We start from the raw sequence: 18698 nt of genomic DNA on the forward strand, positions 1-18698 counted from the left end.
CGCCATGAGAGCCGACCTGGAAATCATCCAAGACTGGATCCCCGCCGGCAGCCGCGTGCTCGACCTGGGTTGCGGCGATGGCGAACTGCTGAGCTGGCTGCGCGACAACAAGCAAGTCACCGGCTATGGCCTGGAAAACGACCCGGACAACATCGCCCAGTGCGTGGCCAAGGGCATCAACGTGATCGAGCAGGACCTGGACAAGGGCCTCGGTAACTTCGCCAGCAACAGTTTCGACATCGTGGTCATGACCCAGGCGCTGCAAGCCGTGCACTACCCGGACCGGATCCTCGACGAAATGTTGCGCGTCGGCCGCCAGTGCATCATCACCTTCCCTAATTTCGGTCACTGGCGCTGCCGCTGGTACCTGGCCACCAAGGGCCGCATGCCGGTGTCGGACTTCCTGCCGTACACCTGGTACAACACGCCAAACATCCACTTCTGCACCTTCGAAGACTTCGAAGCGCTGTGTGGCGAGCGTGATGCCAAAGTCATCAACCGCCTTGCCGTCGATCAACAGCACCGTCACGGCTGGGCGAGTAAGCTATGGCCTAACCTGTTGGGTGAGATCGGGATCTACCGGGTCAGCAGCCCGGGCCTGACGGACCACCAGATTGCCGTCTAACCATATTCAAGGAGGACGATCATGAGTCGCCTGGCTGTTTTTCTACTCACTGCCTGCCTGGGCGTCAGCGCCATGGCGGCGGACGTTATCGACCCCAATCGCCAGAAAGATTTCGGCGACATCACTGTGCACTACAACACTTTCACCTCCAGTTTCCTGCAGCCCGACGTGGCCCAGGCCGTTGAACTGGTGCGCAGCAAGAACAAGGGCGTGATCAATGTGTCGGTGATCAAGGGCGTCACGCCCGTGGTGGCCCAGGTGACAGGTACCGTCAAGGACCTGAGCGGCAAGAGTGAGATGCTGACCTTCAAGCAAATCACCGAGAAAGGTGCGATTTACTACCTCGCCCAGTACTCCGTGCCGCAGCAGGAAGTACGAATTTTCACGATCAACGTTGAAACCGGCGGCAAAGCCCACGGTTTCAGTTTCAACCAGGAACTGTTTCCGGCCGAATGATGAACCTCACACAACTCGTACTGGCCAGCCATAACGCTGGCAAGCTCAAAGAACTCCAGGCCATGCTCGGCCAGTCGGTGCAACTGCGCTCGATTGGCGAGTTCAGCCAGGTAGAGCCGGAAGAGACCGGCCTGTCGTTCGTCGAGAACGCCATCCTCAAGGCCCGCAATGCCGCGCGCATTTCCGGCCTGCCGGCACTGGCCGACGATTCGGGGCTGGCGGTGGACTTCCTGGGCGGCGCGCCAGGCATCTATTCGGCGCGTTATGCCGATGGCAAAGGCGACGCGGCCAACAACGCCAAGCTGCTGGACGCCCTCAAGGACGTGCCGGACGCCGAGCGTGGCGCACAGTTCGTCTGCGTGCTGGCCCTGGTGCGTCACGCCGATGATCCATTGCCGATTCTCTGCGAAGGCCTGTGGCACGGGCGCATCCTGCATGCCGCCAGCGGTGAACACGGTTTCGGTTATGACCCGTTGTTCTGGGTGCCGGAGCGCAATGTGTCCAGCGCCGAACTGAGCCCGGCCGACAAGAACCAGATCAGCCACCGCGCCCGCGCAATGGATTTGCTGCGCCAGCGTCTGGGCCTGAAATGACCCAGAACACCTCCGCGCAGCCACTGATTCACGGTGGCGCGCAAACCCCTCGGGCGGCCCTGCCTCACCTGCCGCCCTTGGCGCTGTACATCCACATCCCGTGGTGCGTGCGCAAATGCCCTTATTGCGACTTCAACTCCCACACCGCCAGCAAGGTGCTGCCGGAGGAGGAGTACGTCGACGCGTTGCTGGCCGACCTCGACCAGGACCTGCACGCGGTGTATGGCCGTGAGCTGAGTTCGATCTTCTTCGGCGGCGGCACCCCGAGCCTGTTCAGCGCCGCCGCACTGGGCCGGCTGCTCAAGGGTGTGGAAGCGCGTATCCCGTTTGCCAGCGACATCGAAATCACCCTGGAAGCCAACCCGGGAACCTTCGAGCAAGAGAAGTTCGTGGCGTATCGCAAGCTGGGGATCAATCGCCTGTCGATTGGCATCCAGAGTTTCCAGCAGGAAAAACTCGAAGCCCTGGGCCGCATCCACAACGGTGACGAAGCCGTGCGTGCCGCCGGCATGGCGCGCCAGGCCGGGTTCGACAACTTCAACCTGGACCTGATGCACGGCTTGCCCGATCAGTCCCTGGAGGACGCCCTGGGCGACCTGCGCCAGGCCATCGCCCTCAAGCCCACGCATTTATCCTGGTACCAACTGACCCTGGAACCCAACACCGTGTTCTGGAACCAGCCGCCCGTGCTGCCGGAAGACGACACCCTGTGGGATATTCAGGAAGCCGGCCAGGCGTTGCTCGCCGAACACGGTTACGCCCAGTACGAAGTCTCGGCCTACGCTCAACCGGGCCGGCCGGCGCGGCATAACCTGAACTACTGGAGCTTTGGCGACTTCATCGGCATCGGTGCCGGCGCTCACGGCAAGCTCAGTCACCCGGACGGGCGCATCGTGCGCACCTGGAAAACCCGGGCGCCGAAGGACTACCTCAACCCGGCGAAAAACTACCAGGCCGGTGCGAAAGAACTGACCAACGAAGAGTTACCGTTCGAGTTCCTGATGAACGCCCTGCGCCTGACCGACGGTGTCGAAGCGAAGCTTTACGCAGAGCGTACCGGCCTGGACCTGGCCAGCCTCGATGAAGCCCGCAAGGATGCCGAACAAAGTGGCTTAATGCAGGTCGAACCGTCACGCCTGGCGGCCACCGACCGCGGGCAACTCTTTCTCAATGACCTGCTGCAGAAGTTTTTGAGCTGATTGCTCTTAAGGAAATCGAATGGATTTGGTACTCGATCTACTCGCCACCGTGTCCCGCTGGAGCCGTAGCAACCTGTCGGAAATCTCCCTGGCGCTCGTCGGCTGCCTGCTGGTGCTGTTTGGCGCCGACATCAAGGGCTGGGTCGAGGCACGCTTGGGCAGCATCGCGGGTGCGCTGCGCGTACCGCTGATGGCGTTGGTGTGCATGATCGGCAGCGGCGCTGCGTTGATCTATGCCACGCCGTGGATTGTTCGCGGGTTGAGCCAGTTCAACAACTACAGCCTGGCGCCGGTGTTGTTGGTGGTGCTGGTGTTGATTGGGGTGGTGGCGGATCGCCGCTGACGCCAACACAAAACAAAATGTGGGAGCTGGCTTGCCTGCGATGCAGACACCTCGGCGTATCAGTGATACCGGGGTGATGCTATCGCAGGCAAGCCAGCTCCCACAGTTGATTGTGTTATTGGCTTCTAGCTAATCAGTCCACTTTCTCGAACTTCAAATCCCAAACCCCATGCCCGAGTCGCTCGCCGCGACGTTCGAACTTGGTGATCGGCCGCTCGGCCGGACGCGGGACGCATTTGCCGTCTTCGGCCAGGTTGCGGTAGCCAGGGGCGACGTTCATCACTTCCAGCATGTATTCGGCATACGGTTCCCAGTCGGTGGCCATGTGCAGGATACCGCCCACTTTCAGCTTGCTGCGTACCAGTTCCGCGAAGGAAGCCTGGACGATGCGGCGCTTGTGGTGGCGGCTCTTGTGCCATGGGTCCGGGAAGAACAGCATCAGGCGATCGAGGCTGTTGTCGGCGATGCAGCGGTTGAGCACTTCGATCGCGTCGCAGTCGTAGACCCGCAGGTTGGTCAGGCCCTGAGTCAGCACGCCATTAAGCAGCGCGCCGACACCCGGACGGTGTACTTCAACCCCGATAAAATCCTGCTCCGGCGAAGCCGCAGCCATTTCCAGCAGGGAATGGCCCATGCCGAAGCCGATTTCCAGGGAGCGTGGCGCCGAGCGGCCGAACACCTGGTCATAATCCACCGGGGCATCCACCAGCGGCAGGACGAACAGCGGCGTGCCCTGCTCCAGGCCCTTTTGCTGGCCTTCGGTCATGCGACCGGCGCGCATCACAAAACTCTTGATGCGGCGGTGCTTGGACTCGTCGCCTTCTTCCAGGGTGTTCGGCGTTTCGTTTGATTCAGTCATCAATGGCTCTTACTTGATCAGACCATCCAGCGGCGAGGAGGCGCTGGCATAAAGTTTTTTCGGCATGCGCCCGGCAAGGTACGCCAGGCGGCCCGCGACAATCGCGTGATTCATGGCTTCAGCCATCATGATCGGTTGCTGCGCATGGGCGATGGCCGAGTTCATCAGCACCGCATCACACCCCAGCTCCATGGCGATGGTGGCGTCGGAGGCAGTGCCTACGCCCGCATCCACCAACACCGGAATCCTGGCTTCTTCGAGGATGATCTGCAGGTTGTACGGATTGCAGATGCCCAGACCGGAACCGATCAGGCCGGCCAGCGGCATTACCGCGATGCAGCCGATTTCGGCCAGTTGGCGGGCAATGATCGGGTCATCGCTGGTGTAGACCATCACGTCGAAGCCTTCCTTGACCAGCGTTTCGGCGGCCTTGAGGGTTTCAATCACGTTGGGGAACAGGGTTTTCTGGTCGGCCAGTACTTCCAGCTTTACCAGGTTGTGGCCATCGAGCAGCTCACGGGCCAGGCGGCAGGTGCGCACGGCCTCGATCGCGTCATAGCAACCGGCAGTGTTGGGCAAGAAGGTGTAGCGATCCGGCGACAGCACTTCGAGCAGGTTCGGCTCGCCTTCGATCTGGCCGAGGTTGGTGCGGCGCACGGCGAAGGTGACGATCTCGGCACCCGAGGCTTCGATGGCCAGGCGGGTTTCTTCCATGTCGCGGTACTTGCCGGTGCCGACCAGTAGACGGGACTGGAAGGTCCGACCGGCCAGGACGAAAGGCTTGTCGCTACGAACGATGCTCATGGGAAATCCTCGAAATGGGGTGAGGTTCTGCAGAATGCGGGTTGGCGCCCTTGAGCGCTGGGCGGCTAGCCGCCGCCGATGGCGTGGACCACTTCGACCTGGTCACCTTCGGTGAGCGCGGTCTCGGCGTGCTGGCTACGCGGGACGATATCCTGGTTGAGCTCCACTGCGACGCGGCGTCCGGTCAGGTCCAGACGGGTCAGCAGGGCCGCAACGGTTTCACCGTCGGGCAGTTCAAAGGATTCGCCGTTCAACTGAATGCGCATGCCACGGGCCGCCATCGTTTTTAGGGGCCAGCATTCTAGCGTGATTGACGTTGCTGGCCCAAGCCCCTTGGTCAGGCAGCCTGTAGACGCCACGCCGCCAAACCGAGGAAGAACCAGCCCAACAGGAAGGCCAAGCCACCCAACGGCGTGATGATGCCAAGCTTGCTGATGCCGGTCATGGTCAGCACATACAGGCTGCCGGAGAACAGCAGGATGCCGACGGCAAAGGACACGCCCGCCCACGTCACCAGGCGCCCCGGAATGTGCGCCGCCAGCAGGGCCACGCCGAACAGCGCGAGGGTGTGCACCAGTTGGTAAGTCACGCCGGTATGGAAAATCGCCAGGTACTCGGCACTCAGGCGGTTTTTCAGGCCGTGGGCGGCAAACGCGCCCAGGGCGACACCGGTGAAACCGAAAAAGGCAGCCAGTATCAGAAAGCCACGCAACATGAGGAACTCCAGTCAGACTCAGTGGGCAGGGTCTGTATAATGGCCCGCTCAACGGGTTCGGCCAAGCCATCTCTATGCTGCGTCTCCTCTTCAAGCGTTTTCTCAAAGCCCTCAAGTGGTTTGCCATCGGCAGTGTGTTGCTGGTGCTGCTGTTTCGTTTCGTGCCGCCACCGGGGACTGCGCTGATGGTCGAGCGCAAGGTCGAATCCTGGGTCGACGGCGAGCCGATTGACGTACAACGCACGTGGGTGCCGTGGGATCAGATCTCCGACGATTTGAAAGTGGCAGTGATGGCCGGCGAAGACCAGCGCTTCCCGCAGCATTGGGGTTTTGATTTCGACGCGATCCAGGCGGCACTCCTGCATAACGAGCGCGGCGGTTCGATTCGCGGCGCCAGCACCTTGAGCCAGCAGGTGTCGAAGAACCTGTTCCTGTGGACCGGCCGCAGCTATTTCCGCAAAGGCCTGGAAGCCTGGTTTACCGGGTTGATCGAGATCTTCTGGTCGAAACAGCGAATTCTTGAGGTGTACCTCAATAGCGTGGAGTGGGATGAGGGCGTGTTCGGCGCTGAAGCGGCGGCGCGGCATCATTTTGGGGTGAGTGCCAAGGCGCTGAGCCGCCAGCAGGCCAGCTACCTGGCGGCGGTGTTGCCTAATCCACGGGTGTGGAGTGCCAGCCATCCAACGTCGTATGTCGCGCGACGGGCCGCGTGGATTCGGCAGCAGATGAGTCAGTTGGGTGGCGACGGTTACCTGAATGAGCTGAACAACTCGCGCAAAGCTCCCTGGTCCGACTGACGCCACAGGAGCTGGCTTGCCTGCGATAGCGGTGTGCCGGCCTGCAGATGTGTTGGCTGGCAGGCCCTCATCGCAGGCAAGCCAGCTCCCACAGTGGACCGAGCTGAATTCGAGTTGTGCGAACACAAACAAAAATGCCCCGATCTCTCGATCGGGGCATTTTTTTGTCACTTCGCAGCTGTTTAGGCGGCGATCGACAGTTTCAGCTTGTTCATCGCACTCTTCTCGAGCTGACGAATCCGCTCAGCCGACACGTTGTACTTCTGCGCCAGGTCGTGCAGCGTGGCTTTTTCTTCTGCCAACCAGCGTTGGTAGAGGATGTCACGGCTGCGGTCGTCCAGCACTTCCAGCGCTTCGTGCAGGTTGTGATTGGAGTTGTCGCTCCAGTCGGCGTCTTCCAGTTGACGCGCCGGGTCGTACCGGTGGTCTTCCAGGTAGTTGGCCGGCGACTGGAAGGCGCTGTCGTCGTCCGCTTCAGCGGCCGGGTCGAAGGCCATGTCGTGGCCGGTCAGGCGGCTTTCCATCTCGCGCACTTCACGGGGCTCAACGCCAAGGCTTTCGGCCACGCGATGCACTTCTTCGTTGTTCAGCCACGCCAGGCGTTTCTTCTGGCTGCGCAGATTGAAGAACAGCTTGCGCTGGGCCTTGGTGGTCGCGACTTTCACGATGCGCCAGTTGCGCAGGATGAACTCGTGAATTTCCGCCTTGATCCAGTGCACAGCAAACGACACCAGGCGCACACCCATTTCCGGGTTGAAGCGCTTTACAGCTTTCATCAGGCCAACGTTGCCTTCCTGAATCAGGTCAGCCTGGGCCAGACCGTAGCCGGAATAGCTACGGGCGATATGTACGACAAAACGCAGGTGGGCGAGCACCATCTGCCGAGCCGCCCCCAAATCCTGCTCATAGTAGAGACTCTCGGCCAGTTCACGCTCCTGCTCGGGCGTCAGCAATGGAATGCTGTTGACCGTGTGCACATAGGCCTCCAGGTTCGCACCCGGGACCAGAGCATAAGCAGGTTGCAAAGAAGTGGTCATACGAAAAAACCTCCGACTCACATAACTCGTGCAGTTCAGCACTGCGAAAATTGACCGGAAACCGTAGGACAAGTTCCCTAAACCACTGATACGGTCAATACAAACGAAACTACATTACCTTGACATTAACTACTTCGGTGCCAGCTCACGTAAATGCCGTGCGACCGCAATCCAAGCACCGATATACCCCAAGAGCACCGCCCCAAGCAACAATGACAGACCGTCGGCTACCGGCACGCCGGCCAGGGCAAAATCACTGCCGTACAAGCCGGCGAGCCCTACCACCGCGTCGTTCAGCCAGTTCAGGCCAAAAGCCAGCACGCCCCAGGACAAAATCCCCGCACCGAAGCCATAAAGCGCGCCCATGTACAGAAATGGACGACGCACATAGCTGTCCGTGCCGCCGACGAGTTTAATCACTTCTATCTCGGTGCGGCGGTTTTCAATATGAAGACGAATGGTATTGCCTATCACCAAAAGTAATGCAGACACCAGCAACACCGTCAGACCGAACACAAAGCGGTCGCCCAGCTTGAGAATCGCCGCCAGCCGCTCTACCCAGACTAGATCAAGTTGTGCCTGCTGGACCTTGGGCAGCTCTGCGAGTTTTTGTCGCAGGGCTTCCAGGGTCGCCTTGTCGACTTCGTTCGGCGTCACCAGCACCACGCCCGGCAGCGGGTTTTGCGGCAACTCCTTGAGCGCCTCGCCCAGGCCGGACTGTTGCTGGAACTCTTCCAGGGCCTGATCGCGACTGATGTACTCAGCCTCGGCCACACCCGGAAGGCCTTTGATCTCGTCCCGCAGGGCTTCGCCGTCTTTGGTGCTGGCATCCAGGTTCAGGTACAGGGAAATCTGCGCCGCCCGCTGCCACGAGCCACCCAGGCGCTCGACGTTATTCAGCAGCAACGACAACCCCATCGGCAGGCTCAAGGCCACGGCCATCACCAGGCAGGTGAAGAAGCTGCCGATCGGCTGCTTGCCCAGGCGGCGCAGGCTGTCTACCAGGCTGGCACGGTGGCTTTCGATCCAGGCGTGCACCAGGGTGCCAAAGTCCGGGCCATCGTCTTCGTCGCGTTTTTTCTTCTGCGGTTGCGGGTCGGCCGGTTTTGGCGCAACGCGCTCGGAAACCTTCGGGCTGCGTGTCGCACTCATACCCCTGCCTCCCCGTCACCGATCAGGCGGCCGCGTTGCAGGGTGAGCATGCGGTGGCGCATGCGGGCGATCAGTGCCAGGTCGTGACTGGCGATCAGCACGCTGGTGCCCAGGCGGTTGATGTCTTCGAACACGCCCATGATTTCTGCGGCCAGGCGCGGGTCGAGGTTACCGGTGGGTTCGTCCGCCAGCAGCAAGGCTGGGCGGTGCACGATGGCGCGGGCGATGCCGACGCGCTGTTGCTGGCCGGTGGACAGGTCGCCGGGGTAGAGGTCGGTCTTGTCCGACAGCGCAACGCGCTCCAGCGCCGAATCCACGCGCTTGACGATTTCGGCCTTGGACAGCCCGAGAATCTGCAACGGCAAGGCGATGTTGTTGAACACCGTGCGGTCGAACAGCAACTGGTGATTCTGGAACACCACACCGATCTGGCGGCGCAAAAACGGAATCTGCGCATTGCTGATGGTGGCCAGGTCCTGGCCCGCCAGCAGCAGTTTGCCGGTGGTGGGGCGTTCCATGGCCAGCAGCAGGCGCAACAAGGTACTTTTACCGGCACCCGAATGGCCGGTCACAAACAAGAATTCGCCGCGACGCACCCGGAAACTCAGCTCATGCAAGCCGACATGCCCGTTGGCGTAGCGTTTACCGACCTGTTCGAAACGAATCATGAACGCTCCCGCTCGGCAAACAGTGCCTGTACAAAGGGTTCGGCTTCAAAAGTGCGCAGGTCGTCGATGCCTTCACCGACGCCGATGTAACGAATCGGCAACCCGAACTGCTTGGCCAGGGCGAAGATCACACCGCCCTTGGCCGTGCCGTCGAGCTTAGTCAATGCCAGGCCGGTCAGTTGGACCGTCTGGTGGAATTGTTTGGCCTGGCTGATGGCGTTCTGGCCGGTACCGGCGTCCAGCACCAGCAACACCTCGTGGGGCGCGTCGGCGTCGAGCTTGCCGATCACACGGCGAACTTTCTTCAGCTCTTCCATCAGGTTGTCTTTGGTGTGCAGGCGACCGGCGGTATCAGCGATCAGCACATCAATGTTGCGCGCCTTGGCGGCCTGCACCGCATCGAAGATCACCGAAGCCGAATCGGCGCCGGTGTGCTGGGCGATGACCGGGATCTTGTTGCGCTCGCCCCAGACCTGCAGTTGCTCTACGGCGGCGGCACGGAAGGTGTCACCGGCGGCGAGCATGACTTTCTTGCCTTCCAGTTGCAGCTTCTTGGCCAGCTTGCCGATGGTGGTGGTCTTGCCGGCGCCGTTGACGCCCACCACCAGGATCACAAACGGCTTTTTCTGCGTATCGATAACCAGCGGCGCTTCCACCGGCTTGAGCATGTTGGCCAGTTCGGCCTGCAGCGATTTGTAGAGCGCATCGGCGTCGGTCAGTTGCTTGCGCGCGACCTTCTGGGTCAGGCTCTGGATGATCACGGCAGTGGCTTCGACCCCCACGTCGGCGGTCAGCAGCCGGGTCTCGATGTCTTCCAGCAACTCGTCATCGATGGTCTTTTTGCCGAGGAACAGGCTGGCCATGCCTTCGCCAATGCTGGCGCTGGTCTTGCTCAGGCCTTGCTTGAGGCGGGCAAAGAAGCCGGTCTTGCCGGTTTCGGCGGGGGCAGCAGGTGCTTCGATAACCGCGGGTGCTGCGACTACGACCGGAACGGGCTCGGCAACTGCCGGTGCAGGCACCTCAACCACTGGCGGCGCTTGCACCACGACGGCCACGGGCTCCACGACAGCCGGAATCGGCGGCGCCACGTGCTCGGCTTGCTCGTCTTCAACCAATGCCACGGGTTCTTCCGCCACCGGCAATACCAGCCACGGTTTGTGCTCAGGCTCGGGCGCAGGTTCTGGTTCCAGCTCTGGCTCTGGCTCTGGCTCAACCACCGGCTGCAGCACCGGCTCGGCCATCGGCAACACCACCGGGGCCGGCGTTTCGACAACCGGTTCGGCTTCTACCAGGGATTCAGGGATCGGTTCTGCTTGAACCTGCGGCTGTTCGACGACGGTTTCCTGCGGCTTTTTGCGCAGCCATCCGAACAGGCCTTTTTTCTCGCCAGCCGCAGCTGGGGTCTTCTTGTCGTCGTTGGAACCAAACATGGAGACGGCTATCTCAAGGTAGCGACGCGCCAAGGGGCGCGTCGGTAAATAAAATTCGATGCGTAACAGACTGTTTTTTAGCCAGCTCGTTCATGCGCAACATTTTGTAAGGCCTAAATGGGGCCTCAACAAGACAGCCGTAGTGGCCGTCCCTAGGTCGGATCAGTATCCTAGCACCTCCTCGCCCGCCGACGCTAAGACCAAGCGGGCAGCTCAACAGGTTTAAAAACGAATGAATGCTCTAGCCCGCCGCGCCGCAGGCCTGCTGCTCAGCACAGTCTGTCTGCCCCTTTCAGCTTTGGCTGCCGACCCACAACCCACCCACGAATTCACCCTGGACAACGGCCTCAAGGTCGTCGTGCGCGAAGACCATCGCGCCCCGGTGGTGGTTTCCCAGGTCTGGTACAAGGTTGGTTCGAGCTACGAAACCCCGGGCCAGACCGGTTTGTCCCACGCCCTGGAGCACATGATGTTCAAGGGCAGCGCCAAAGTCGGCCCCGGCGAAGCCTCGTTGATCCTGCGGGACCTGGGCGCCGAGGAAAACGCCTTCACCAGCGATGACTACACCGCCTATTACCAGGTACTCGCCCGCGACCGCCTGGGCGTTGCCTTCGAGCTGGAAGCCGACCGCATGGCCAGCCTGCGCCTGCCGGCCGACGAGTTCAGCCGCGAGATCGAGGTGATCAAGGAAGAGCGCCGCATGCGCACCGACGACAACCCGATGTCCAAGGCCTACGAGCGCTTCAAGGCCATGGCCTACCCGGCCAGCGGTTACCACACGCCGACCATCGGCTGGATGGCCGACCTGGACCGCATGAAGGTGGAAGAACTGCGCCACTGGTACCAATCCTGGTACGTGCCGAACAACGCCACCCTGGTGGTGGTCGGCGACGTGACCCCGGACGAAGTCAAAGCCCTGGCCCAGCGTTACTTCGGCCCGATCCCCAAGCGCGACGTGCCACCGGCGAAAATTCCCCTGGAGCTGGCCGAGCCCGGCGAACGCCTGCTGACCCTGCATGTCCAGACCAAACTGCCGAGCGTGATCCTCGGATTCAACGTGCCGAGCCTCGCCACCACTGAAGACAAACGCTCGGTCAATGCCCTGCGCCTGATCTCGGCCCTGTTGGACGGCGGCTACAGCGCGCGCATTTCGACGCAACTGGAGCGCGGTGAAGAACTGGTGTCCGGCGGTTCGTCGAGCTACGACGCCTACACCCGTGGTGACAGCCTGTTTACCCTGACCGCCACACCGAACCTGCAAAAGAAAAAGACCGTCGCCCAGGCTGAAGCCGGCCTGTGGCGCCTGCTGGACGAACTGAAGGCCAAGCCACCGAGCGCTGAAGAACTGGAGCGGATTCGCGCCCAGGTCATCGCCGGCGTGGTTTACCAGCGCGACTCGATCACCAGCCAGGCCACCGCCATCGGCTCCCTGGAGACGGTCGGCCTGTCCTGGAAACTCATGGACACGGAGCTGGCCGAGTTGCAAAGCGTCACCGCCGAAGACATCCAGAAAGCTGCACGCACCTACTTCACCCGCGAACGTCTCAGCGTCGCCCATGTTTTGCCTGAGGAGACCGCTCATGAGTGAACGTAAAAACAACCGCCTGGTGCTGCCCGGCCTGATCGTGGTCACCCTGGCTGCCGCGTGCGCGGTGTATTTCCTGCGCCCCAGCGAATCGGTCGCCAGCCAGGCGCTGGAACAGGCCAAGTCGGCCAACAAACTGCAGTCTTTGGCTGAACTGGACGACAAGGCACCGACCAACCGCAAGCTCGACGTGCAAACCTGGACCACCGCCGAAGGCGCCAAGGTGCTGTTCGTCGAAGCCCATGAGCTGCCGATGTTCGACATGCGCATCCTGTTTGCCGCCGGCAGCAGCCAGGACGGCAACACCCCGGGCCTCGCGTTGTTGACCAACGCCATGCTCAACGAAGGCGTGCCGGGCAAGGACGTCAGCCAGATTGCCGCCGGTTTCGACGGCCTGGGCGCTGATTTCAGCAACGGTGCTTACCGCGACATGGCGCTGGTTTCCCTGCGCAGCCTGAGTGCCAGCGACAAGCGCGATGCGGCCCTTTCCCTATTCGACGACGTGATCGGCAAGCCGACCTTCCCGGCCGACTCCCTGGCGCGGATCAAGAACCAGCTGCTGGCCGGCTTTGAATACCAGAAGCAAAACCCCGGCAAACTGGCGAGCATCGAGCTGTTCAAACAGCTCTATGGCGACCACCCTTACGCCCATTCGAGCGAAGGCAACGCCGAGAGCGTGCCGAAGGTGACCCTCGCGCAGTTGAAGGACTTCCACGCCAAGGCCTACGCCGCCGGCAACGCCGTGATTTCTGTGGTCGGCGATCTGACCCGCGCCGAAGCCGAAGCCATGACCGCCAAGGTGTCCGCGTCCCTGCCTAAAGGCCCGGCGCTGGCGAAGATCGCCCAACCGGTGGAACCAAAGGCTGGGACGACGCATATCGAGTTCCCGTCCAAGCAGACAACGCTGCTGCTGGCGCAACTGGGCATCGACCGCGCCGACCCGGACTACGCCGCGCTGTCCCTGGGCAACCAGATCCTCGGCGGCGGTGGCTTCGGTACCCGCTTGATGAGCGAAGTCCGCGAGAAACGCGGCCTGACCTACGGCGTATACTCCGGCTTTTCGCCGATGCAAGTGCGTGGCCCGTTCATGATCAACCTGCAAACCCGCGCCGAAATGAGCGCCGGTACGCTGCGATTGGTGCAGGACGTGCTGGCCGACTACCTCAAGACCGGCCCGACACAAAAGGAGCTCGACGACGCCAAGCGTGAGCTGGCCGGCAGCTTCCCGCTTTCCACCGCGAGCAACGCCGATATCGTCGGGCAGCTGGGCGCCATGGGTTTCTACAACCTGCCGCTGAGCTACCTGGAAGATTTCATGAAACAATCCCAGGCGCTGACCGTAGATCAGGTCAAAGCTGCTTTGAACAAACATTTGAGTGCCGACAAGATGGTCATCGTGACCGCCGGCCCGACGATTGCGCAAAAGCCACTACCGCCCCCCACTGATAAACCCGCCGAGCAGCCGCTCGGGGTTCCGGAGCATTAATGGCCCGTCCATCCCGTCCCAAAAAACCTGTCCACAACGTTCATAACGGTGTAGGCCAACTGCGCATCATTGGTGGTGAATGGGGCAGCCGCAAACTGAGCTTCCCCGACGTCGTGGGCCTGCGCCCGACGCCGGACCGCGTGCGTGAAACCCTGTTCAACTGGCTCGCGCCGTACATCGCCGGGGCCAAGGTGCTTGACCCGTTCGCGGGCAGCGGCGCGCTGTTCCTGGAGTCGTTGTCCCGTGGCGCCGCATTGGGCCAGGCGCTGGATGCGAGCAACGTTGCGGTGGCCAGCCTCAAGGAGCACCTGGGCACCCTGCGTTGTACCACCGGGCAAGTGCAGACGGCCGACGCCCTGCGCTACCTGGAAACCCAGGAAGCCCGTGAGTTTGACGTGGTATTCCTCGATCCGCCGTTTAACCAGAACCTGCTGCCGACTGTATGTGCGCTGCTGGAAGAGCGTCAGTGGCTGGCGCCGGATGCCTGGATCTACACTGAAAGCGAAACGGCGCCTTCAACGCTGGGCCTGCCGGGCACGTGGCGCCTGCACCGGGAGCAGAAATCCGGGCGGGTGTATTACGCGTTGTGGCAACGTACGACGTCGGGCGCCGTATAAACACCTGAACTTGCGCAGCCCAATGTGGCGAGGGAGCTTGCTGTGGCGAGGGAGCTTGCTCCCTCGCCACAGGTTGCTCACCCGCCCTGCCACCCGCCGCGAGAACCATCTTGTCAAAAACGCCCGACCGCTTCACCCCCGCCTTCGGCCTCGGCAACCCGCACCTGCAAACGCTGTGGGGGCCGCTGTGGCGCAAAACCACGCACATCGAACGCCAGCGCGAACGGCTGTGGCTGGCCGACGGCGACTTTCTCGACCTCGACTGGCATGGGCCGCATGACGCGACCACCCCGTTGGTGCTGGTCCTGCATGGTCTGACCGGCTCCTCCAACTCACCTTACGTGGCCGGCCTGCAAAAAGCCCTGGCGGCTCAGGGATGGGCCAGCGTCGCACTGAACTGGCGTGGCTGTTCCGGCGAGCCCAACCTGCTCGCCCGCAGCTACCATTCCGGCGCCAGTGAAGACCTGGCCGAAACCATCGCTCACTTGCGGGCCAGGCGCCCGCTGGCGCCGCTGTATGCGGTGGGTTATTCACTGGGCGGCAATGTGCTGCTCAAGCACTTGGGGGAAACCGGCGAAGCCTCCGGGCTGCAAGGCGCGGCAGCGGTGTCGGTGCCGTTTCGTCTGGACCAGTGCGCCGATCGCATTGGTCTCGGCTTTTCACGGGTTTACCAGAAGCATTTCATGCGCGAAATGCTGGCTTATATCCGCGTCAAACAGAGCCGGTTTCTAAAGGATGGCCACGAAGCCGGCCTGAAAGCCCTGGCCGACCTGGGCTCGCTGGAGAAGATGCGTACATTCTGGGACTTTGACGGCCGGGTCACCGCGCCGCTGAATGGTTTCCTCAACGCCGAGGACTACTACCGCCGCGCCTCCAGCCGCTATTACCTGGGGACCATTCGCACGCCAACCCTGATCATCCAGGCCGCGGACGATCCGTTCGTGTTCGCCCACAGCCTGCCCGAGGCCAGCGAACTGTCGGATTGCACCGAGTTCGAATTGCTGGCCAAGGGCGGGCATGTCGGGTTTGTCGATGGCACGTTGAAGCAGCCAACTTACTACCTGGAGCGGCGAATCCCAGAGTGGCTACTGACACAACGCCGATAAAACTGTGGGAGCGGGCTTGCTCGCTCCCACAATTTGATTGGGCTGGGTCAGGTAGACCTCAGTCGCCGGTTGCAACTTCCCGCGTTGGATCAGTAATCCACTCGCTCCACGACCCCGCGTACAACTTGCCCAACGGGTAACCCGCCAGGCACAGGGCGAACAGGTTATGGCAGGCCGTCACGCCCGAACCGCAGTACGCCACCAGGTGATCCGGCGAGCGGTCCTGCAGCTTGGCGGCGAAGCGTTGCTTGAGTTGCTCGGCCGGCAGAAAACGACCGTCGCTGCCGAGGTTTTCATTGAACGCCGCACATTGGGCGCCTGGAATATGCCCGGCAACCGGGTCAATCGGCTCGACTTCACCGCGAAAGCGCGGCTGGGCGCGGGCGTCGATCAGGGTCAGGCCGGGCTGGCCGAGGCGTTTTTGCAGGTGTTCGGCGTCCAGTAGCAAGTGGTTGTCCGGCGTGCCGCTGAAGGTCCCGGGCTCAATCACCGGCGCGTCCAGGCTCAGGGGGAAGCCCGCCGCGTGCCAGGCTTTCAGGCCTCCATCGAGGATGAACACCCCGTCGCGCTTGCCCAGCCAGGCCAGCAGCCACCAGGCGCGGGCGGCGTAGGCACCGGGGCCGTCGTCATATAAAACGATATCGCTGTCGGCGTTAACGCCCCATGCCCGCAGTTGCTGGATAAACGCATCCGGCGCCGGCAGCGGATGGCGACCGGTCACGCCCTTGGTGACCGGCCCGCTGAGGTGGCGCTCCAAATCCGCATACTGCGCCCCTTCGATATGCCCTTCGGCGTAGCTGCACAGGCCGTAATCCGGGTCTTCCAGGGCAAAGCGGCAATCAAGGATCACCAGCCCGCCGGCCTTCTGGCGCTCGGCCAGTTGCTGGGGGCTGATCAGTTGGGCAAGCGGCATGACAGACTCCTGTGGCTAGGTTAGCGTTCGGGAAACATCCTACTTCACTTCTTCCAGCGCCTGATTCAACGGCACGTAAAACTCTTTGAACAGCGCATCCACTGCGTCCCTGGCCTTGGGCGTGATAAACCCGGCCTCCAGCACCAGCACCTGGTACACACCGCGCTTGATCGCCTCGGCGCTCAGGTGGGTGGACTTCTCATTGGTGGTGCACAGGAAACGCACCCACGAGGTGAGGATGATCCAGGCGTTGAGGGTCAGGGCTTCGGTTTGCACCGGGTCCATGTTCAGGATGCCCGCATCGACAAAACCCTGGTAGATGGCGGCGCCCTGGATCAGGCAGCGCTGGGAAAACCGCCGGTAGCCGGTGGCCAGTTCCGGGTCGCTTTCCAGCAGGTGTTCGAGGTCGCGGTGCAGAAAACGGTAGCGCCACATGCCGGCGAGCACCGCCTGCAGGTAGAAGCGCTTGTCTTCCACCGTCACCGCGCGGCCCTGGGGCGGGCGCAGGAAGCTGTCCACCAACGCTTCGTACTCACGAAACAGCACCGCGATAATCGCCTGCTTGTTGGGGAAGTGGTAGTACAGGTTGCCCGGGGAAATCTCCATATGGGCAGCGATATGGTTGGTGCTGACACTGCGCTCGCCCTGCTGGTTAAACAGCTCCAGGCTGGTTTGCACAATGCGCTCGCTGGTCTTGACTCGTGGTGCCATGGGAAATCAACTTCTAGACCCGTGATGGCGGCATCTTACGGACTATCCTTGTCCGGATAAATCGGCACGTTCGTGCAATGTTATTTGACAATTTAGAGCAATGACTCTAAAAACTGAAGCATTCCAATAAAAATCGGGAACTTCGCCATGTCTGCCAACGTTGCCTACCTGCAAGATTCCCAGGCGCTGGACCAGCTCCAGGACCTGTTCGACGCTCAAAGCCGGGCCTACGCGGCCAACCCGATGCCGCCGGCGGCCCAGCGCCAGCAATGGCTCAAGGCCTTGCGCGACCTGCTGAGCGATGAGCGCCAGGCGCTGATCAACGCCATCAGCAGTGACTTCAGCCACCGCAGCGCCGACGAAACCCTGTTCGCCGAGCTGATGCCCAGCCTGCATGGCATTCACTACGCCAGCAAACACCTCAAGGGCTGGATGAAACCTTCCCGTCGCGCTGTAGGCATTGCCTTCCAACCCGCGTCCGCCAAGGTCATCTATCAACCGCTGGGGGTGGTCGGGGTGATCGTGCCCTGGAACTACCCGTTGTACCTGGCCATCGGCCCGCTGGTGGGCGCCTTGGCGGCCGGCAATCGGGTGATGCTCAAGCTCAGCGAATCCACTCCCGCCACCGGTCAACTGCTCAAGGCGCTGCTGGCGAAAATCTTCCCGGAAGACCTGGTGTGCGTGGTGCTCGGTGAGGCGGAAGTGGGCATGGCGTTCTCCAAACTGCGCTTCGACCACCTGCTGTTCACCGGCGCCACCAGCATCGGCAAGCACGTGATGCGCGCGGCGGCTGAACACCTGACGCCAGTGACCCTGGAACTGGGCGGCAAATCACCGGCGATTGTTTCCGCCGACGTGCCGCTCAAGGACGCCGCCGAACGTATCGCCTTTGGCAAGGCGCTGAATGCCGGACAGACCTGCGTAGCGCCGGACTACGTGCTGGTGCCGGAAGACCGGGTCGACGGTTTCGTCGAGGCCTACAGCAAGGCGGTCCGGGGGTTTTATCCCACCTTGGCAGATAACCCTGACTACACCGCGATCATCAACGAACGACAACTGGCCCGGCTCAACGGCTACGTGAAAGACGCCACCGACAAGGGCGCCACCCTGATCCCACTGTACGACCAGGGCCAGGACCGGCGCATGGCCCACAGCCTGCTGCTGAATGTCAGCGACGACATGACCGTGATGCAGGACGAAATCTTTGGCCCGGTGCTGCCGATCGTTCCGTATCGCGGCCTCGACCAGGCTTTCGCCTACATCAATGAGCGTCCTCGCCCACTGGCGCTGTATTACTTCGGCTACAACAAGGGCGAACAGAATCGCGTACTGCACGAGACCCATTCCGGCGGCGTGTGCCTGAACGACACCCTGCTGCACGTGGCCCAGGACGACATGCCGTTCGGTGGCATTGGCCCGTCGGGCATGGGCCACTACCACGGCCATGAAGGCTTCCTGACCTTCAGCAAGGCCAAGGGTGTGCTGATCAAGCAGCGCCTGAACGCGGCCAAGCTGATTTACCCGCCTTACGGCAAATCCATCCAGAAGCTGATCCAGAAGCTGTTCGTCCGCTAACAAACCCATCACCGGGATAACAATAAG

21 protein-coding genes are annotated in these 18698 nt (G+C 61.9%); 11 read left to right on the top strand and 10 right to left on the bottom strand.

The genetic code is table 11. The features are described from left to right. Positions 1–4 precede the first annotated feature (4 nt). Genes metW through MUM_RS0105125 form a run of 5 tightly spaced genes read left to right on the top strand, consistent with a single transcriptional unit; the run spans position 5 to position 3216 of the window. The gene (metW, locus tag MUM_RS0105105) at positions 5–625 is read left to right on the top strand and encodes a methionine biosynthesis protein MetW (protein ID WP_010167698.1); all 621 of its coding nucleotides are present in this window, start codon (positions 5–7) and stop codon (positions 623–625) included. Positions 626–646: 21 nt separating this feature from the next. Next, positions 647–1081, top strand: a complete 435-nt coding sequence (locus MUM_RS0105110; RefSeq protein WP_010167700.1) for a DUF4426 domain-containing protein — start codon at positions 647–649, stop codon at positions 1079–1081. Continuing rightward, positions 1078–1674 carry an RdgB/HAM1 family non-canonical purine NTP pyrophosphatase gene (gene rdgB, locus MUM_RS0105115; RefSeq protein ID WP_010167702.1) on the top strand — a complete coding sequence of 199 codons (597 nt, stop codon included), beginning with the start codon at positions 1078–1080 and terminating at the stop codon, positions 1672–1674. The genes MUM_RS0105110 and rdgB overlap by 4 nt, the downstream gene beginning before the upstream one ends. Next, on the top strand, positions 1671–2873 hold the full coding sequence (gene hemW, locus MUM_RS0105120; RefSeq protein ID WP_010167704.1) for a radical SAM family heme chaperone HemW: 1203 nt from the start codon (positions 1671–1673) through the stop codon (positions 2871–2873). The genes rdgB and hemW overlap by 4 nt, the downstream gene beginning before the upstream one ends. Positions 2874–2892: 19 nt before the next feature. Next, complete coding sequence (locus MUM_RS0105125; protein ID WP_003213776.1) at positions 2893–3216, top strand: DUF3392 domain-containing protein; 324 nt, start codon at positions 2893–2895, stop codon at positions 3214–3216. Between the two features lie 133 nt (positions 3217–3349). Here the strand turns inward: MUM_RS0105125 and trmB are convergent, their stop codons facing one another. From trmB to MUM_RS0105145, 4 genes are all read right to left on the bottom strand, one after another. Beyond that, positions 3350–4075 carry a tRNA (guanosine(46)-N7)-methyltransferase TrmB gene (gene trmB, locus MUM_RS0105130; RefSeq protein WP_010167706.1) on the bottom strand — a complete coding sequence of 242 codons (726 nt, stop codon included), beginning with the start codon at positions 4073–4075 and terminating at the stop codon, positions 3350–3352. 9 nt (positions 4076–4084) lie between these two features. Continuing rightward, positions 4085–4879: a thiazole synthase gene (locus tag MUM_RS0105135; protein WP_010167708.1), complete on the bottom strand. Its 795-nt coding sequence runs from the start codon at positions 4877–4879 to the stop codon at positions 4085–4087. Between the two features lie 65 nt (positions 4880–4944). Continuing rightward, positions 4945–5145 carry a sulfur carrier protein ThiS gene (gene thiS / locus MUM_RS0105140; protein ID WP_010167710.1) on the bottom strand — a complete coding sequence of 67 codons (201 nt, stop codon included), beginning with the start codon at positions 5143–5145 and terminating at the stop codon, positions 4945–4947. A gap of 71 nt (positions 5146–5216) precedes the next feature. Further along, complete coding sequence (locus tag MUM_RS0105145; protein WP_010167711.1) at positions 5217–5594, bottom strand: DUF423 domain-containing protein; 378 nt, start codon at positions 5592–5594, stop codon at positions 5217–5219. A 74-nt stretch (positions 5595–5668) separates the two neighbouring features. Between MUM_RS0105145 and mtgA the strand changes: the two genes are divergently transcribed. Beyond that, positions 5669–6391, top strand: coding sequence for a monofunctional biosynthetic peptidoglycan transglycosylase (mtgA, locus tag MUM_RS0105150; protein ID WP_010167712.1), 723 nt, complete (start codon positions 5669–5671; stop codon positions 6389–6391). Between the two features lie 182 nt (positions 6392–6573). Here the strand turns inward: mtgA and rpoH are convergent, their stop codons facing one another. The 4 genes from rpoH to ftsY form a co-directional block, all read right to left on the bottom strand. Continuing rightward, the gene (rpoH, locus tag MUM_RS0105155; RefSeq protein ID WP_003176698.1) at positions 6574–7428 is read right to left on the bottom strand and encodes an RNA polymerase sigma factor RpoH; all 855 of its coding nucleotides are present in this window, start codon (positions 7426–7428) and stop codon (positions 6574–6576) included. A gap of 129 nt (positions 7429–7557) precedes the next feature. Then, a complete protein-coding gene (ftsX, locus tag MUM_RS0105160; RefSeq protein ID WP_010167719.1) occupies positions 7558–8580 on the bottom strand; it encodes a permease-like cell division protein FtsX in 1023 nt (340 codons plus the stop codon). After that, positions 8577–9248: a cell division ATP-binding protein FtsE gene (gene ftsE, locus MUM_RS0105165; RefSeq protein WP_003213784.1), complete on the bottom strand. Its 672-nt coding sequence runs from the start codon at positions 9246–9248 to the stop codon at positions 8577–8579. Before ftsE ends, ftsX begins: the two co-directional genes overlap by 4 nt. Further along, positions 9245–10678, bottom strand: coding sequence for a signal recognition particle-docking protein FtsY (gene ftsY / locus MUM_RS0105170; RefSeq protein WP_010167721.1), 1434 nt, complete (start codon positions 10676–10678; stop codon positions 9245–9247). The genes ftsE and ftsY overlap by 4 nt, the downstream gene beginning before the upstream one ends. A gap of 232 nt (positions 10679–10910) precedes the next feature. On the opposite strand from ftsY, the gene MUM_RS0105175 reads away from it, so the two are divergent. The 4 genes from MUM_RS0105175 (at position 10911) to MUM_RS0105190 (ending at position 15472) form a co-directional block, all read left to right on the top strand. Beyond that, positions 10911–12266: a M16 family metallopeptidase gene (locus MUM_RS0105175; protein WP_010167723.1), complete on the top strand. Its 1356-nt coding sequence runs from the start codon at positions 10911–10913 to the stop codon at positions 12264–12266. Next, positions 12259–13749, top strand: coding sequence for a M16 family metallopeptidase (locus tag MUM_RS0105180; protein ID WP_010167724.1), 1491 nt, complete (start codon positions 12259–12261; stop codon positions 13747–13749). The genes MUM_RS0105175 and MUM_RS0105180 overlap by 8 nt, the downstream gene beginning before the upstream one ends. Then, on the top strand, positions 13749–14366 hold the full coding sequence (gene rsmD, locus MUM_RS0105185; RefSeq protein ID WP_010167726.1) for a 16S rRNA (guanine(966)-N(2))-methyltransferase RsmD: 618 nt from the start codon (positions 13749–13751) through the stop codon (positions 14364–14366). The genes MUM_RS0105180 and rsmD overlap by 1 nt, the downstream gene beginning before the upstream one ends. Before the next feature lie 110 nt (positions 14367–14476). Then, the gene (locus MUM_RS0105190) at positions 14477–15472 is read left to right on the top strand and encodes a hydrolase (protein WP_010167728.1); all 996 of its coding nucleotides are present in this window, start codon (positions 14477–14479) and stop codon (positions 15470–15472) included. A gap of 58 nt (positions 15473–15530) precedes the next feature. Here MUM_RS0105190 and MUM_RS0105195 read toward each other — a convergent pair whose 3' ends face one another. Together MUM_RS0105195 and MUM_RS0105200 are read right to left on the bottom strand one after the other, a co-directional pair. Further along, positions 15531–16385 (bottom strand): sulfurtransferase, encoded by an 855-nt coding sequence (locus MUM_RS0105195; RefSeq protein WP_010167730.1) that lies wholly within the window; start codon positions 16383–16385, stop codon positions 15531–15533. A gap of 39 nt (positions 16386–16424) precedes the next feature. Beyond that, complete coding sequence (locus tag MUM_RS0105200; RefSeq protein ID WP_010167733.1) at positions 16425–17096, bottom strand: TetR/AcrR family transcriptional regulator; 672 nt, start codon at positions 17094–17096, stop codon at positions 16425–16427. A gap of 147 nt (positions 17097–17243) precedes the next feature. Here MUM_RS0105200 and MUM_RS0105205 point away from each other — a divergent pair, with 147 nt between their 5' ends. Beyond that, positions 17244–18671, top strand: coding sequence for a coniferyl aldehyde dehydrogenase (locus tag MUM_RS0105205; protein ID WP_010167735.1), 1428 nt, complete (start codon positions 17244–17246; stop codon positions 18669–18671). Positions 18672–18698 lie beyond the last annotated feature (27 nt).

Origin of the sequence: Pseudomonas sp. PAMC 25886, from assembly GCF_000242655.1 — a bacterium.
In the GTDB taxonomy this organism is placed as follows: domain Bacteria; phylum Pseudomonadota; class Gammaproteobacteria; order Pseudomonadales; family Pseudomonadaceae; genus Aquipseudomonas.